Source organism: Providencia sp. PROV209, from assembly GCF_028479485.1.
GTDB classification, from domain to species: domain Bacteria; phylum Pseudomonadota; class Gammaproteobacteria; order Enterobacterales; family Enterobacteriaceae; genus Providencia; species Providencia alcalifaciens.
In genome coordinates, this window is sequence record NZ_JAMPNR010000020.1 from 91,716 (window position 1) to 107,646 (window position 15,931).

The 15,931-nt window shown below is 41.4% G+C and carries 14 protein-coding genes and 1 other annotated feature; of the genes, 6 read left to right on the forward strand and 8 right to left on the reverse strand.

Annotation, left to right across the window (positions count from 1 at the left end; all coding sequences use genetic code 11):
* Positions 1-3: 3 nt before the first annotated feature.
* From hisC to hisG, 3 genes are read right to left on the reverse strand one after another with little or no spacing between them, the layout of a single operon-like run.
* Positions 4-1,074 (reverse strand): histidinol-phosphate transaminase, encoded by a 1,071-nt coding sequence (hisC, locus tag PR795_RS14235; RefSeq protein WP_006657682.1) that lies wholly within the window; start codon positions 1,072-1,074, stop codon positions 4-6.
* A gap of 3 nt (positions 1,075-1,077) precedes the next feature.
* The gene (hisD, locus tag PR795_RS14240) at positions 1,078-2,394 is read right to left on the reverse strand and encodes a histidinol dehydrogenase (protein WP_036960887.1); all 1,317 of its coding nucleotides are present in this window, start codon (positions 2,392-2,394) and stop codon (positions 1,078-1,080) included.
* 6 nt (positions 2,395-2,400) lie between these two features.
* Positions 2,401-3,300, reverse strand: a complete 900-nt coding sequence (gene hisG, locus PR795_RS14245; RefSeq protein ID WP_006662255.1) for an ATP phosphoribosyltransferase — start codon at positions 3,298-3,300, stop codon at positions 2,401-2,403.
* Between the two features lie 40 nt (positions 3,301-3,340).
* Positions 3,341-3,468 (reverse strand) — a sequence feature (His leader region).
* Between the two features lie 251 nt (positions 3,469-3,719).
* Between hisG and PR795_RS14250 the strand changes: the two genes are divergently transcribed.
* Positions 3,720-4,544, forward strand: coding sequence for an SDR family oxidoreductase (locus tag PR795_RS14250; protein WP_181480706.1), 825 nt, complete (start codon positions 3,720-3,722; stop codon positions 4,542-4,544).
* 40 nt (positions 4,545-4,584) lie between these two features.
* Here PR795_RS14250 and PR795_RS14255 read toward each other — a convergent pair whose 3' ends face one another.
* Positions 4,585-5,208: a glutathione S-transferase family protein gene (locus PR795_RS14255; protein WP_006657686.1), complete on the reverse strand. Its 624-nt coding sequence runs from the start codon at positions 5,206-5,208 to the stop codon at positions 4,585-4,587.
* Between the two features lie 267 nt (positions 5,209-5,475).
* On the opposite strand from PR795_RS14255, the gene PR795_RS14260 reads away from it, so the two are divergent.
* Entirely contained in the window at positions 5,476-6,681 is a 1,206-nt protein-coding gene (locus PR795_RS14260; protein WP_006657687.1) for a serine hydrolase, read from the forward strand.
* 230 nt (positions 6,682-6,911) lie between these two features.
* Entirely contained in the window at positions 6,912-8,492 is a 1,581-nt protein-coding gene (locus PR795_RS14265; RefSeq protein ID WP_181480707.1) for a hypothetical protein, read from the forward strand.
* 64 nt (positions 8,493-8,556) lie between these two features.
* On the opposite strand, the gene PR795_RS14270 is transcribed toward PR795_RS14265, so the two are convergent.
* The 4 genes from PR795_RS14270 to PR795_RS14285 all read right to left on the reverse strand — a co-directional run bounded on the left by PR795_RS14270 (position 8,557) and on the right by PR795_RS14285 (position 13,589).
* Complete coding sequence (locus PR795_RS14270; RefSeq protein WP_036974669.1) at positions 8,557-9,924, reverse strand: L-serine ammonia-lyase; 1,368 nt, start codon at positions 9,922-9,924, stop codon at positions 8,557-8,559.
* Between the two features lie 154 nt (positions 9,925-10,078).
* Positions 10,079-11,395 (reverse strand): serine/threonine transporter, encoded by a 1,317-nt coding sequence (locus PR795_RS14275; RefSeq protein WP_006662252.1) that lies wholly within the window; start codon positions 11,393-11,395, stop codon positions 10,079-10,081.
* A gap of 901 nt (positions 11,396-12,296) precedes the next feature.
* A complete protein-coding gene (ybjG, locus tag PR795_RS14280; protein ID WP_272516880.1) occupies positions 12,297-12,905 on the reverse strand; it encodes an undecaprenyl-diphosphate phosphatase in 609 nt (202 codons plus the stop codon).
* Between the two features lie 420 nt (positions 12,906-13,325).
* Entirely contained in the window at positions 13,326-13,589 is a 264-nt protein-coding gene (locus PR795_RS14285; protein ID WP_006657693.1) for a GrxA family glutaredoxin, read from the reverse strand.
* Between the two features lie 192 nt (positions 13,590-13,781).
* Here PR795_RS14285 and PR795_RS14290 point away from each other — a divergent pair, with 192 nt between their 5' ends.
* From PR795_RS14290 to rlmC, 3 genes are all read left to right on the forward strand, one after another.
* The gene (locus PR795_RS14290; protein ID WP_006662250.1) at positions 13,782-14,135 is read left to right on the forward strand and encodes a YbjC family protein; all 354 of its coding nucleotides are present in this window, start codon (positions 13,782-13,784) and stop codon (positions 14,133-14,135) included.
* Between the two features lie 125 nt (positions 14,136-14,260).
* Entirely contained in the window at positions 14,261-14,773 is a 513-nt protein-coding gene (locus tag PR795_RS14295; RefSeq protein ID WP_006657695.1) for a YbjN domain-containing protein, read from the forward strand.
* 7 nt (positions 14,774-14,780) lie between these two features.
* On the forward strand, positions 14,781-15,908 hold the full coding sequence (gene rlmC, locus PR795_RS14300) for a 23S rRNA (uracil(747)-C(5))-methyltransferase RlmC (protein WP_181480709.1): 1,128 nt from the start codon (positions 14,781-14,783) through the stop codon (positions 15,906-15,908).
* The last annotated feature ends 23 nt before the right edge of the window (positions 15,909-15,931 follow it).

A 15,931-nucleotide genomic window follows, 5' to 3' on the forward strand; every position in this document is an offset into this window, starting at 1 on the left:
TAATTAGCAAAGTGCTTTGATAGCTTCAATAACACGGACATTTTCGATTTCAGTACCAATCGTGATGCGTAAGCAGTTGACCAGACCGGGTTGTTTGCTTTGATCGCGTAGGATAATGCCTTGATCCCACAGCGCTTTGAAAACTTTCGCACCATCGGTAAAACGCACCAGAATATAGTTGGTTTCACTTGGGTAAACCGTTTCAACGAGCGGTAACTCACGCAGTGCTTCAGAAAGTGCAATGCGATTATCACGGATTTCCAATACACGCTTTTTCATGGTTGTGATGCCATCTGCATCTAATGCCTTCTCTGCAATGAGTGCGACAGGGGTCGAAAGAGGGTAAGGTGCAATGACTTTTAGCAAGACTTCAATCACTTCGGCGGATGCTAACGTAAACCCACAGCGTAGCCCCGCCAAAGCAAAGGCTTTTGATAAGGTTCTTAAAATTACTAAATTCGGGTATTTCGCCAGCCAGCTGACAACACTAAATTCAGGGCAGAATTCAATATAAGCTTCATCAACCACAACCAATGCCTGTCCAGCAGTCATCTCTAATACGTCGAGCAGGGCTTGATTATCGATGATATTGCCGGTCGGGTTATTCGGGCTGCAAATATAAATCAGTTTGGTATTGGATAAATTTTCACGGATAGCGGCAACATTTAATGACCAGTCAGGAAGTGTCAGAATTTTTTTCTGTTCTACACCAAACGTTTCTGCACTGACACTGTACATTCCGTAAGTAGGAGGGCAGAACATGACAGCGTCTTTACCAGGCTCGCAAAATGCGCGTATCAGTAATTCAATAGATTCGTCCGCCCCGCGACAAACTAAGACTTGCTCTGGGGATAATCCGGCGTAAGCTGCGTAATTATTGATGACACCCGCGGGTTGGGCTTCTGGATAACGGTTGAGGTTACGCTCAATAAATTGGTAATCCGGTGCTGTTGGGTATTCATTTGCGTTCAGCCACACATCGCCATTCCCGCCAAGACGGCGAGCTGACATATATGGGGTCATCACTTTTACATTTTCACGCGCAAGGCTGGCGGCATTAAACGTCTGGCTCATGTTTCACTCCTGATTTTGTTTTTTTAGTTCGGTGACACGTAGGGTAACGGCGTTTTTGTGAGCGGTAAGCTGTTCAGCTTGCGCTAATGTTTCTATGGTGTTTGCTAACCCTAACAATCCTTGAGCCGAGAGTTTTTGTACTGTCATTCTCTTCATAAAATCGGCTAAACCAAGGCTTGAATAGGTTGATGTATAACCATAAGTTGGCAATACGTGATTGGTGCCAGACGCATAATCTCCCGCCGATTCTGGGGACCAATCGCCAACAAATACGGAGCCTGCGCTGGTGATAGATTCCACGAGTTCGTCCGCATTGCGGGTTTGTAAAATCAAGTGTTCAGGTCCATAGCGGTTACTGATTTCCACGCATTGTTCGATAGAATCGGCGATAATGACGCGGCTTGCGCTAAGTGCTTCACGGGCAATGGATGCACGGGATAACACCGCAAGTTGCTTCTCTGTTTCGTCAATGACACGCTGAGCAAAATCAGCACTATCTGTCAGTAAAATCACTTGAGAATCAGGCCCATGCTCCGCTTGGGATAATAAGTCAGAGGCGGTAAACGCAGGGTTGGCTTGGCTGTCAGCAATCACTAATACTTCGGAAGGACCCGCAGGCATATCAATCGCTGCACCTTGATAGCTTTGACTAACTTGGCGTTTAGCTTCGGTGACATAGGCATTTCCCGGACCAAAAATTTTATCAACGCTAGGAATGCTTTTGGTACCAAATGCCATCGCGGCAATAGCTTGTGCTCCACCAACTTGGAAGATATCTGTAATCCCACACAGCTTCGCAGCATATAAAATTTCATCCGCAATCGGCGGTGGTGAACAGAGAATAATCTTGCGGCAACCCGCAATATTCGCAGGGGTTCCTAGCATCATGACGGTAGACAGTAATGGTGCAGAACCGCCCGGGATATACAGCCCAACGGAATCAATCGGGCGGGTGACTTGTTGACAAACGACTCCCGCTTGGGTTTCAACGGTGATCGGCGTGGGTTTTTGAGCTTCGTGGAAGCGACGAATGTTACCAATCGCTGTATTCATTGCCGCTTTTATGTTATCGCCAAGGCGAGCTTGGGCTTCATCAACGGCTTCTTGTGAAACACGAACAGAGCTAATCTCTGTTTTATCAAAACGTTGGCTTAGAGCGATAAGCGCAGCATCGCCCCCAGTGCGCACTTGATCAATAATTTGGCTGACAGCGGCGCTAATGTTGCCAGAGGCGGCAATAGCAGGGCGCATCAGTAATGTTTCTTGCTGTTCTTCAAGGCAGTCTGACCAGCGAATTGGTTGATTGAATCCCAGTTCCATGGCGATTTACTCCATCATTTTTTCAATTGGTAAAACAAGGATTGAACTTGCGCCCAAGGATTTCAGTTTTTCCATGGTTTCCCAGAATAGGGTTTCTGAACTGACCATGTGCATTGCAACGCGGCTTTGGTCGCCAGCTAATGGCAGAATTGTTGGTCGCTCAGCACCCGGTAACAGTGCGATGATTTCTTCGAGTTTTTCACCCGGAGCATGCAACATAATGTATTTTGATTCGCGGGCTTGGATAACGCCTTGAATACGCGTCATCATGCGGTCAATTAACTGTTGCTTATCGGCTGACATTTCGCCATCACGCTGGATTAAACAGGCTTTTGAGCGGTAGATGACTTCCACTTCTTTTAAGCCGTTTGCTTCAAGGGTTGCGCCTGTAGAAACGAGGTCACAAATGGCATCGGCTAAACCAGCGCGTGGCGCGACTTCTACAGAACCGTTCAGTAAGCAAGATTTAAATGTCACGCCTTTTTCATCAAAATAGCGTTTTAGTAGGTACGGGTAAGAGGTGGCGACACGGGAACCATTCAAGCATTCTGCCCCGGTATAATTGAAGTCTAATGGCGCAGCTAGAGAGAGGCGGCAGCCACCAAAATCAAGGCGACGTAAGGTGGTAAATTGCGGTTTTTCGCCACGCGCTTGGCGGCTTAATACTTCTTCTTCTAATACGTTTTCACCGATGATACCGAGGTCAACAACACCATCCATGACCAGCCCTGGAATATCGTCATCGCGCACACGAAGTAAATCAATAGGCATATTTTCTGCATAAGCAATCAATCGCTGCTGTTGTAAATTGATTTTAATGCCGCAGCGAGCAAGGAGCTCTCTTGATTCTTCGCTTAAACGTCCTGACTTTTGTATTGCGATACGTAAACGTGATTTGTCCAACATAATTCTACTCCACATCCCAAAAATATCTTTTTGATTAATAATAAAAAAACCCTCGGAAGATTATCTTCCGAGGGTTCTCTCAATTTGCATTTCAGCCACCGGAAGAGTCGTTGATCGTCTTCCAGCACACATCGCCCGAAAGACTAATCAGGATGATGGTGGTGATGATGGTTGCGTGAAATACAGGTCATAATAGCTTCCGTTTAGTTATTTGGATAATTGCTTAAACATTCAATACTAATCAAGCTATCCGATTTCATACTATGAATGCAACCCTTTTTTTCAAAATAACGCATAATAATTAGTTAGTGGTTTTTTATAGTGATTAATCTCTTGGAAAATAGCTTCGGAAGTTAAATGATTTTCAGCTAATCTATGGGCAATGATGTAATCACTTTTTCAGTATGCGGGACAGTAACATGAAAAAAATCACCATTATTGGTTTAGGTTGGTTAGGTGTACCTCTAGCAAATCGCTTGATGGCTCACGGAATGAATGTGGCAGGAACAAAAACGAGTATCGATGGTGTTGAAGCGGCTCGTGGGGTAGGTATTGATTGTTATCAATTGCAGTTAACCCCAGAATTACGCTGTGATGTCGATGATTTGGACCAGTTAATGGAAGGAACCGAGGTATTGGTGATTTTACTGCCGCCATCGAAAGTTAGCCTTTCAGGGTATATTGTGGCCATTGAGCAATTAGTGGACAGCGCAATAAGCTATCGGGTTCCTCGAGTTATTTTTACGTCATCCACATCTGTCTATGGTGAGGTTGAGGGGGTTATTACGGAAGATGCGCCTTTATTGGGTGAAACAGCCTCCGCTAAAGCGTTAATTGCTGTTGAACAGTGGCTTCATGGGTTACCGAATATTCGTGTAGATGTACTGCGACTAGCGGGTCTGGTCGGGGAGAATCGGCATGCAGGGAGATTCCTTGCAGGAAAAGAGCAAGTCAAGGGCGCGAATCAGCCAGTTAATATGGTGCATCAAGACGATGTTATTGCAGCGATTTTGTTATTAATTCAGCGATCAGAAGGTGGGCATGTTTATAATTTATGTGCGCCCGAGCACCCAACTCGCCAGCAGTTTTATACTGAAGCCGCTGGGTCTCTGAATTTAACGCCGCCAAAGTTTGTGTTAGAAGAGGATGAAATGGCAGGTAAAACAATTGATGGACAACGAATTTGTCATGAGCTGGGTTATGAGTATCAATTCACGCATCCATTATATATGCCGATGAGCTAAGGCTAAGCCGTGGTGCTTATTTTGGCACCACGGTAAACGGTTATTTGATAGGTAACATGACAATTTCTTGGAAGGCTGGACGTTGGGTCAGTGTTTGATACCAACGTTCTAAATGAGGAAATGCAGGGCGTTCAGTAACAATCTCATGCCATGGGTAGAACAGTGGCGCAATAGCGATATCCGCAATCCCAAATTTATCCCCACTAAAATAGGCTTGAGTGCTAAGTGCTTCATCAGCAATTGCCAAAAGCTTTTCGATATTTTGATAAATGATTTTGGCTTGAACTGGGTCTCTGTCGGCCTCAGGGACACGAACAATTTTGTTCATCATTTGTTTGATATGATCAAACAGATTGGCGCCGCTCCAGTCCATCCATTTATCGGCAGCAGCTTTTTCTTGTAGATCAGCGGCTAACAATAGGTGAGAGTGATCATATTTTTCCGTAAGGTAACGTAAAATTGCATTGGATTCCCACAGGGTAAACCTTTCATCCTGTAAAGTTGGAATTGTGCTGTTTGGATTCATTTTTTTATATTCAGGTGTATCGACACCACCGAATGGTCCACCAACATCTTTTTGATTATAAGGAATATTCAGCTCTTTCAGGCACCACAGTACTTTTTTGACGTTTGAAGAGTTAGTACGTCCCCAGACAGTTAACATTGGAATCTCCCATATTATGTTTTTGACCGAATATTTAGATTTGACCTAACTAAGATAGATGAAATTGATGAATTGAGGAACTTTATTATTTACTCATTGCTGGTGGTCATTGTTGTCTATTTTGTTTAGGGTATAGAGAGTGTTTTAGTGAAGTAATATTTTGCAGTATCTCGATGAATTTGACTGCATTTTTGGTTTCTAGTGAACGCCTAATGATGGTTTTGATTGTGATGAATGATTTGAGTTGGAATAGTAAAGGAGTAACCAATGAATAAAAACACGTTGTCCTCGACCGTACGAGGGACTGGTATTGGATTAAGTCTATTCGTTGTGATGAGCGCGAGTGTTTATGCGGCTCAGACACCCGTTGCTCCACAAGTTGACGCAAAAGCGTTTGTATTAATGGATTATAACAGCGGCAAAATTTTAGCTTCCAGTAACCCTGATGAACGTTTAGACCCTGCGAGCTTGACCAAAATTATGACGAGCTATGTCGTTGGGCAGGCCGTGAAGGCGGGGAAAATTACACCGCAGGATATGGTGACCGTTAGTGAGGCTGCATGGGCGACGGGGAATCCGATTTTAAAAGGGTCATCCTTGATGTTTTTGAAGCCGAAGGATCGTGTTTCGGTATTAGATTTAAACAAAGGTGTGGTTATCCAATCTGGGAATGATGCCAGTATTGCCCTTGCTGAGCATGTTGCAGGAAGCCAAGAATCTTTTGTTGACTTGATGAATGGCTACGTTCAAAAAATTGGCTTAACAAATACGCATTTTAAAACAGTACACGGCTTAGATTCTGATGGGCAGTACAGTACTGCTAGAGATATGGCAGTATTAGCGCAAGCGCTGATCCGTGATGTACCTGATGAGTATGTACTACACAAAGAAAAAGAATTTACCTTCAATAATATCCGTCAGCCTAACCGCAACCGTTTATTGTGGAGCCAGAATCTCAAAGTCGATGGCGTGAAAACAGGGCATACTAGTGGGGCTGGTCATAATTTAGTGGCATCAGCAACGGATGGTCCTATGCGTCTAATTTCCGTGGTATTAGGGGCACCGAGTGACCGTGTTCGTTTTGCTGAAAGTGAAAAGCTACTCACTTGGGGTTTTCGATTTTTTGAAACGGTGACGCCAATTAAAGGTGATGCCGTACTACAAAAACAGCGTGTATGGTTTGGTGATATTTCAGAAGTGCCTTTAGGCGTGGAAAACGATGTAGCAGTGACGATTCCAAAAGGTCAGCTACAGAATTTAAAAGTGGATATCAAGCTGGATAATGATTCCCTAGAGGCACCATTAGCGTTAAACCAGAAAGTCGGCACAATTAACTTTATTTTAAATGATGAAGTTATCGAGCAACACCCATTAGTCGCTAAGCAAGCGGTTGAAGAAGCGGGTTTCTTTGGGCGAATTTGGGATTATGTCATGAAGACGATTACGGGTTGGTGGAATGCAATTTTTGGATAAGAAGTAATTCGTTATTTAGCAAATCAATTAAGGCCTCATTCATGAGGCCTTTTTGTTTTAATATTAATTAAATTTACAGATTAACTTCAATTGAAATAGATTCTATTTAATTTAATAATTATTAAATCGTTTGAAAATTAATAAGTTAAATTATTGTTGGTTTTATTTTTCATTCGATATACTTATTTTTAAATCATTTTATCTAATCTATTTTAACGGAGAACGTATCAATGGGCATTTCCATGGACGAAAGAATGCAACAACTGTTTCAACAAAAAAATACCAAAGGGATCGGTGAGAACAGTGTTAATGGTGGTCAAGCGGATAACTGTGGTGAAAATACAGGAGTTATAAAGTCAGGTAATGCAACGGATTCTGGTAAGGGGAGCGGTTCAGTCAATGGCGGTCACACGGTTAACCACCATACAAATAGCCATATTATTAAAGGGGGGGATGGTAACAATGAAGGGCTGAACAATGGGGGAGTTGAAGGCGGTCATAGTACAAACTTTGGTTTAAACAATAATGAGTTAAATGGTGGTTCTGCACTGAACAGATTAGGCTCGACTAACAGTGAAAACTCTTTCATTAAAGGGGGTAATGCGATTAGGGAATTACAAAGTGGTATTGAAAAATATCAAGGTATGCAAAAGCAATTAGCGGATGCGAATAAGGAAATTATCCGTAAAAATAATGAATTACTGCAATTGCAGAAAGACATTGAATCCCAAAAACAAGAATTACAACAACAACAGCAAGAATTAGCGGATCAGAAACGTCAATCTCAGGAAGATCAAAATAAATTAAAGGAAGCGAATCAACGCCTAATTAATCATGAACAAGAAAAAGCGCAGCTGAATAATGAGCTCTCAAAAGCCAAACAGAATGTTGAACAATTGCATTCAGATATGCAGATTCAACGTGGTGAAATTGACCGTTTGAAAGCACTTGTTGATCAAGGGAAAAAAGAAATTCAAAGTCTCGAAGCTAAATTGGAGCAAGCAAATGGAGACAAAAATAAATTAGAAGAACGCTTAAAAACACAGCAAGATAGAAATAAAAAACAAGAAGAAAAAATTACCGAACTTCAATGCAAAATTGATGAAAAAAATAAAAAACTCACTGAGTTGAATGAAAAGCTATTGCGGGTTAATGAAAACAATGAAGGTTTAAATGCCCGAATTACACGTTTGAATAATGATCTTGTTTACCTGACAGGTATCTTAGATGAGAAAGTGCGAAAAGAGTCTGAATGCAGCTCTAAAGTATCTAATTTAAAAGATAAAATTGACTTATTAGAGGTAGAGAAAAAACAATTAGCAGACCGTTTACAACATGGTCGCCAATCTTATTCTGAATTGGAAGAAACATATCGTCTTTATCAGTTATCGGTCAAAACGGATATGGAGACTTTCAAGCAATTAAAACCAATGTTATCTGAAATTGGTGCTTTAGCTACACAAGGTGAGGAAATGCTAAATGATCCTACTAAAAGCTCTTCTAGAGTAGAGTTTTCGTTGAAATCTGTAGAGAAGACGACGACACCATCGCCTGCTATTTCCGCTGGAACGGCATTTAACTCAGGCACCAATTCTGGCTCAGTTCGTGGTGGAGATAGTATTAGCAATTCTATTGTGGTCGGTGGTTTAGCCATTGAGGATGAGTTAATTGGGAACAAATTAGCTGAAAGTATGAGTGATTTGGTGAAAACCTTAGAAACGATAGCTCAAAATACGAATGATTCAGTAAGTGGAGCAGTTGGGCAATTGGGCATAGTGGTAGAAACAAAAACACCCTATCAAGTTTGGTAGTCACGTCTTTATAAATAACAAAGGGCCTGCAATTGCAGGCCCTTTTTGTATGTATGGTGTAGGATTATTCACAGTGAGCTAGCTTTATAGCCAGACCGCCTTGTGATGTTTCACGATACTTAGCATTGATATCTTTGCCTGTTTCATACATGGTTTCGATCACTTTATCGAGACATACGCTTGGCGCACTCACACGGCGTAATGCCATACGTGCGGCATTAACAGCCTTAACAGAGGCAATGGCGTTACGTTCAATACACGGTACTTGCACTTGCCCACCGACTGGGTCACAGGTTAAGCCTAAGTTATGTTCCATGGCGATTTCAGCGGCAACACACACTTGCTCTGGGCTGCCCCCCATTAGCTCCGCTAATCCTGCCGCCGCCATAGAGCAAGCAACACCCACTTCACCTTGGCAACCGACTTCAGCGCCAGAGATGGAGGCATTCATTTTATATAATGTACCAATGACGCCGGACACTAAGAAATAGCGGGTATACGAGTTTTCATTAACTGGGCGAATAAACTTATCGTAGTAGGCTAAAACGGCAGGAATGATCCCACAAGCACCGTTTGTCGGCGCAGTAACAACTCGACCACCTGCCGCGTTCTCTTCATTGACGGCAAGCGCGTACATGTTGATCCAGTCAATGACTGCCATTGGGTCGATATTGTTGTTATCTGAAGTGACTAGCTGGCGACGTAGTGCGGCAGCACGGCGAGGAACACGTAATGGACCGGGTAATAAACCTTCGGTACTCACACCACGTTCAATACCCGACTTCATGACATCCCACACTGCAGCGAGGTATTCAGAAATCTCTTCTTTACTGTGCAGGGCTAACTCATTTTGCATGACTAAAGCCGATAACGATAAGCCAGTCTCTTTGCAATGTTTCTGTAAATCAGCTGCATATTTATAAGGATAGGGAACTTGGACTGCATTTTCAGTTTCTTGACCGAAGTGCTCTTCATCAACGATAAAGCCACCGCCAATGGAGTAATAATTCTTGGTATACAGAATATTATCACCCGCAAATGCAGTGATAGTCATTCCGTTTTCATGTAATGGTAGGTTGGTTGAATGGAAATTCATCCCACCTTCAGTTGGGAAATCAACTTCATGTTGACCATTTGCCAGCAACAGTTTGCCTGTTTGCTCAACATTGCGCATAAATGCTGGGATAGCATCAATATCAATCGTATCGGGCAGATTACCCGCTAAACCCATAATAATCGCCATATCAGTGGCGTGGCCTTTACCTGTCAACGATAAAGAACCATAAACATCGACGGAAATACGTGTGGTTTTAGTGAGAAGATTTTGCTGGATGAGGTCATCGACAAACTGCTTACCGGCTTTCATAGGGCCGACAGTGTGTGAGCTGGATGGTCCGATACCGATTTTAAAAATGTCGAATACGCTAATCATATTCTGTCTTCCTATATTGAAGGATCCCCATCAAACTGCCAATTACAGGGTATTTGTTGTCAGTAAGATGATTATAGAAGATCCCTCAATTAACCAGATTGATATAGGTTAATTGAGGGCTTAGATTTACTTAATTATTTGCTAATTTTTTTAATTAGAAGAATAACTTGTAAGTTGCAGCGGAGATTGCGACTAGACCCATGATAACCACGAAAATGTTGCTGAGTTTACCGGAGTATTTACGCATTGCAGGAACTTTGCTGATTGCATACATTGGCATCAAGAACAGCAGGATTGCGATGACTGGACCACCTAAACTTTCAATAATATCCAGTACGCCTGGGTTCAGCGTTGCGACTAACCACGTTGTTACCAGCATGAACAGCGCAGTACCACGGTTTAATTTCTTGATATCAATAGTTTTACCTTTCGCACGATACGCACGCTCAACTAAACCATTGAAACCTTCACGAGCACCTAAGTAGTGACCTAAGAATGATTTGATGATAGCGATAAAGGCGATGATAGCTGCTGCGTATTTGATGAACGGCTGATCAAAGTAACCAGACAGATAGTCAAGGATACTAATGTTTTGCGCTTTAGCTGCGGCAAGATCTGCTGATGATAGCGTGAATACACAGCTGATGACGAAGAACATCACAGTCAGAACCATCAGGATGTGGGCAGAAGCCAAAATGCGTGAACATTTCTTTTCTGCGGCTTCATCATATTCTTCACGTTTTGCCACTGAGAATGCAGAGATGATTGGTGAGTGGTTAAACGCGAACACCATCACTGGAATTGTTAGCCAGATAGTGATCCAAATGCTTTGTCCGCCGGATGCTTTAGCCGCTTCAGCCACGCTATCTAACGATAAAGTACTCAGAACATCGGAGCTCCAGTGTGGAACCATGTACAGTGAGAATGCAACCAGTACGGCGATGAATGGGAATACCAGCATACTCATGACTTTAACGATGTATTTTTCACCGAATGCCACGATTGCCATGACGCCACCGACTAAAATCAGTGCCAGCAACCAACGTGGTGGAGCGCCAACGCCTAAAAGTTCAGTCAGGAATTTGTTGACGTTGTTAGTGATAGAAACACCATAAACTAACAGAATAGGATAAATTGCAAAGAAATAGAGCAGGGTAATCCAGTTACCTGCTGTACGACCAAAGTGTTCTTCTACAACTTCAGTGATGTCACCGTCTTTCTTTGAACCGGAAAGTACAAAGCGTGTTAAACCACGGTGAGCGAAAAATGTCATTGGGAAAGCAAGTACCAACATCAGTAAGACGGGTAGCAGACCACTCATACCTGCGTTGATAGGTAAAAATAAAACGCCAGCACCAATTGCAGTACCGTAAAGACCAAGCATCCATACGGTGTCTGTTTTGCGCCAAGCGGTAGCATTCCCTGTTTGCGAGGCTGTTTTGTTGATGGAACCAACTTTTGTTGTATCCATAATAGTCTCCGAAAATAAAAGTAAAAATAAAATTGGGTGCCTATATCACTAGGCTCTTAATCTTTTTGTACGATTAATCGACTGTTCCATAAATGTTCATCCAATAAACAATCGGTTAATACACTGTCTAGCCATGAATAATGGTTTAATACGTAACAATCTGATTGGAAATAAAACTCAGATGAATATGAAATTCATTTTCAATCAGTTTTGTAATTTTATAAGTAATTTTTAAAGGTGGATTTTGAGTGTGTGAATCTACATTTTAGCAGAACAAAATGCCGTGATCATTATCTCAAAAGAGAAATATCCCCCATGTTTATCAGGTCACAGTGAATTTTGTAAAATTGTTAATGAAATTTAACTTAGTGCTGGTTTTCATAGATTTTAGGCAATGTTCCTAAAATGATTATTCGACAAATTTATTTATATAAAAATACAAAACATTAAAAGCATTATCATGTTAATAAATTTTTTAACCCTGTTCAGACTACAAACTATCCGTATATCTAGATGGCAATACACGGTTATTAGTCTCGAAATTATGCTCACTGAATTATTCTTACTGCATTGATTTTGTTTGGTTTTATTGGTTGGCTTTAATTAATTAATCACGTGATTAATTTTTGTGGCTAATTAATGCCCTTGGGAAATATGTTAATTATTTTGGGAGATTTAAGATTGGTAATTGAATACTTATTTTTCGTCGAAAAAAATAATAAGAAAACGTTACAAGATATTTGTTAATTATTTGTTTTAATATTTATTTGATAAATTCAAATAAATTTAATCATGGAGAAAATAAATAAAAACAAACTTTGATTTAGCTCAATATTTAAAAGCGGGGAAAGTGAAAGGAAAGTACTGACTCCGATAAAAGACCAGTACTTTCAATAATCGATTATGGCTGCATCCATCCTTTACGGATGAGAGCGCTAAAAACAAGGTGATATAGACGAGTTATCGGCTGCTGGATAATGCTGCCGCCCATAACCCAAATTAACTGAGATAAACCGCAAGAAATGGCACCTAAGATAAATGCGCCAACCATGTCTAGCGGCCAATGAACGCCAAGGTAAATACGTGACCATGCGATAACGATAGCGGGAATCATAAAGACAAAACCAACCCATGTTCTTAGCCAAAATAAGAAAGCAAAAACAAAAGTAAAGACGATAGTTCCGTGGTTGCTAGGGAAAGAAGGGGTTGAGTCATGATCTAAGAAATTAGAACCGACCCCTGTCACGAATGGGCGATCGTGAGGTGCAAAGTAGCCAATCAGCCAAGAAATTACTAAACCTATGACAATGGCATAAGCCGTTTTACACGCGAAGGCACGTTGGCGAGTCATATTTGGCTGCGCGCCCCAAAACCAACAGGCGACAGTAAATAGAGGGAAAATAAGGATCAGGCGTTTAGCGATCACAGTGGCTAATGCAATCGTACCACTGGCGGACTCAGGCGTTGCGTTGATCAGGTTAAAAAGATCCAGATTTAATTGTTCCAGCACGATCAAAGTACCTCGGACATGTGTTCTCAAGAAGATAGGACATAGCAATGGAATGGGGATAACTCTAGATTGCCCTAGACCTTGCTACTCAAGGTGACAAATTTACTTTTTGTTAAACATTAACTCAATCAATATTTGCTCAATAACAGTGATTTATCAGGGGAAATGTAAAAGCGCTGGGCACAAAAAACCCGATAGCATGAAAGAATCAAATGGCTATCGGGCTCCTCAATATGGGGACATCAAAGAAAAGCAGTGGCACTCATTAAGACTACGAGAAAAGAGGAAAGTTCTCACTATGATCGGAAAATGTGCAATTTTTGATGAAAATATTTTTTCATAGCACAAAAAGAAAAAGTAAAGCCCCAAAAGAGGAATCTCATTTGAGGCTTTATAAAAGAAAGAGCGTTGTAATATTGATTATTTGTACAGGCTCAGATTTTCTTTAGCATATGCTTCGAAATCAGTGCAGCCACCGATGTGTTTCTCATCGATGAAAATTTGAGGCACGGTTTCAACAGTTTTACCCACAGTTTTAGATAAGTCTTCTTTAGAGATACCTTCTGCTTGGATATCAACATAGCGATAGTCGAAGTCGTCACGTTCATTTTTCAGTTTTTCTGCAAGTTCTTTAGCGCGAACACAGTATGGGCAGCCAGGGCGACCAAAAATAACAGTGTACATAATATCTCCTTAAATTTAGAACTCAGATTCTAATGACTAATCAGATACGAAATAATAATGCTCAATACTATGCCAACATCAGCTTAGAAATAAAAGTTGAATTTTCCTTTCATAGCTATAGGCAGCATATATAATTCGCTAATCGTTGTAACAATACTGTCAGTGCAAGGCAATAAAATGAAGGAAAACATCATGGAACAACAGCAAAAACCCACGAAAGAAACGAAGGGAACGATGCGCTCATTAGCGGATATGCCAAAGCCTGTGCTTTTCCTAGAAGGTATTGGAATCATATTATTAGTCACTGTATTACTTGCCACAAATAACTATATTACTCTCCCAGACTGGCTGGCGAGTTCAGGTGCGATCATCTCAATGATACTGGTTGGGATGGGGTGCCTGATCCCTGCGATGATCAACATTATTTGGCGCGCAGTGCATGGACTTACTTTTTTAGGCATTGATAATAAATCGGGCAGCGCGAGCCGTGATCGTCGGCAGTCTAAAAATGATCCAATAGATGATGATAAACCAGACGAAAAGTAGAACTGAGCATGGTTTTACTGGTGTTTAGACTGATGATGTGTGAAAATTATCCGCTTTCTATTTGTTAGAATGAATAGTGTTATTTTTGTTGTGCCGTTATTTTGAGTTGAAGAAGGTTATTGATCATGGACTCCATTTGTTACCCAGATATCTCACAATTACGTGAGTGGCTCGACCAACTCAAAACCTCTTATTTCGAGTGTGATTCTTGTGCTGCGCTGCATCTTCCGCATATGCAAAACATTGATGGAATATTTGATGCGAAACTAGACATTATTAATAATGTCCTCGTGTTATCAGCACTGGCGGAACTTAAGCCAACAGCGATTATTACATTGGTCGCGAATATTAGCCAAATTAATGCCAGCTCGTTAACTGCGAAGGTTTTTCTCGAAATTAATAATGAAAACCTGCCTAAATTAGTCGTCAGCCAATCATTTTCGTTAGGTGCGGGTATGACATACCGCCAATTTAGTCATTTTATTCAAGAAGCGGAAGAGCAAATTTCCAGTATTGTCTTTGAAATCTTCAGTAATAATCTGCTGTATGCTAACCACGATGAGTTTGAAGAAGCCGAAGTGGAAGATGATGAGGTAGAATCTGATTCCGACGATAAACCGTCTGTAATTATTCACTAAATATCCTATGCACTGTGAAAAATATTTGGCAGGAGAATGCCTCTCCTGTCAATGGCTCGAATTATCGCCAGAACAGCAAATTTCCCGCAAACAAAACCATTTGCAATCGTTATTGCCTTCTCTTGATTCGTCCTTATTTTTAACTCCTATAACAGGACCGGCTGAAGCATTTCGCAATAAAGCCAAAATGGTCGTAAGCGGCAGCGTTGAAAAGCCTATTTTGGGGATTGTTAATCGTGATGGTGTTGCTGTCAGTTTGACGGAGTGCCCGTTATATCTGGCCGAGTTTTCTCAAGTTTTTGCGAAGTTGATTCCTTTTATTGCTAGAGCCGGTCTAACGCCTTATAACATTGAGCGTAAGCGCGGTGAGTTAAAATATATTTTGCTGACTCAAAGCTGGCATACCAAGCAATTCATGCTGCGCTTTGTTTTGCGCTCCGATAAAAAAATTGCACAGTTACAGAACGCATTGCCTTGGTTACAAGAAAAATTGCCACAATTGGCAGTGATCACCGCCAATATTCAACCTATTCATATGGCTATTTTAGAGGGTGAACAGGAAATTATGTTCACGCAGCAGCATGTGCTGCGAGATGAATTTAACCAAGTTCCTCTATTTATTCGCCCACAAAGTTTTTTCCAAACGAATCCGATTGTGGCATCTCAGCTATATCAAACTGCTCGCGAGTGGGTGAAAGCACTGAATATCACTAGCTTATGGGATCTGTTTTGTGGTGTAGGTGGATTTGGTTTGCATTGCGCGGATAAGACAACAAAATTAACAGGCATTGAAATTAGTGCGCCAGCGATTGAGTGTGCTCGCCAATCTGCTCAAGAGCTAGGTTTACAACATGTTGAGTTTCAAGCGTTAGATTCGACGAATTTTGCGACTAGCCGTGACGATATTCCTGATTTAGTTCTTGTGAATCCACCACGCCGTGGTATTGGTAAGAATTTGTGCAACTATTTATCGGATATGCACCCTGAGTATATTCTTTATTCCAGCTGCAATGCTCAGACAATGGCACAAGATTTTGCGTTATTATCAGGGTATGAAGTCTGTAAAGTTCAATTATTTGATATGTTCCCACATACTGCACACTATGAAGTACTGAGCTTATTGAAGCGCAAGTGATTATTCTCATAGATAGGGGGGGA

What these genes read in the sequence shown, in the direction of transcription:
- PR795_RS14270 (WP_036974669.1), bottom strand. Translation starts at nt 9,924, where the DNA reads ATGATTAGCGTATTCGACATTTTTAAAATCGGTATCGGACCATCCAGC.
- PR795_RS14290 (WP_006662250.1), top strand. Translation starts at nt 13,782, where the DNA reads ATGGAACAACAGCAAAAACCCACGAAAGAAACGAAGGGAACGATGCGC.
- hisD (WP_036960887.1), bottom strand. Translation starts at nt 2,394, where the DNA reads ATGGAACTGGGATTCAATCAACCAATTCGCTGGTCAGACTGCCTTGAA.
- PR795_RS14260 (WP_006657687.1), top strand. Translation starts at nt 5,476, where the DNA reads ATGAATAAAAACACGTTGTCCTCGACCGTACGAGGGACTGGTATTGGA.
- rlmC (WP_181480709.1), top strand. Translation starts at nt 14,781, where the DNA reads ATGCACTGTGAAAAATATTTGGCAGGAGAATGCCTCTCCTGTCAATGG.
- PR795_RS14265 (WP_181480707.1), top strand. Translation starts at nt 6,912, where the DNA reads ATGGGCATTTCCATGGACGAAAGAATGCAACAACTGTTTCAACAAAAA.
- PR795_RS14255 (WP_006657686.1), bottom strand. Translation starts at nt 5,208, where the DNA reads ATGTTAACTGTCTGGGGACGTACTAACTCTTCAAACGTCAAAAAAGTA.
- hisC (WP_006657682.1), bottom strand. Translation starts at nt 1,074, where the DNA reads ATGAGCCAGACGTTTAATGCCGCCAGCCTTGCGCGTGAAAATGTAAAA.
- PR795_RS14250 (WP_181480706.1), top strand. Translation starts at nt 3,720, where the DNA reads ATGAAAAAAATCACCATTATTGGTTTAGGTTGGTTAGGTGTACCTCTA.
- PR795_RS14295 (WP_006657695.1), top strand. Translation starts at nt 14,261, where the DNA reads ATGGACTCCATTTGTTACCCAGATATCTCACAATTACGTGAGTGGCTC.
- PR795_RS14285 (WP_006657693.1), bottom strand. Translation starts at nt 13,589, where the DNA reads ATGTACACTGTTATTTTTGGTCGCCCTGGCTGCCCATACTGTGTTCGC.
- hisG (WP_006662255.1), bottom strand. Translation starts at nt 3,300, where the DNA reads ATGTTGGACAAATCACGTTTACGTATCGCAATACAAAAGTCAGGACGT.
- PR795_RS14275 (WP_006662252.1), bottom strand. Translation starts at nt 11,395, where the DNA reads ATGGATACAACAAAAGTTGGTTCCATCAACAAAACAGCCTCGCAAACA.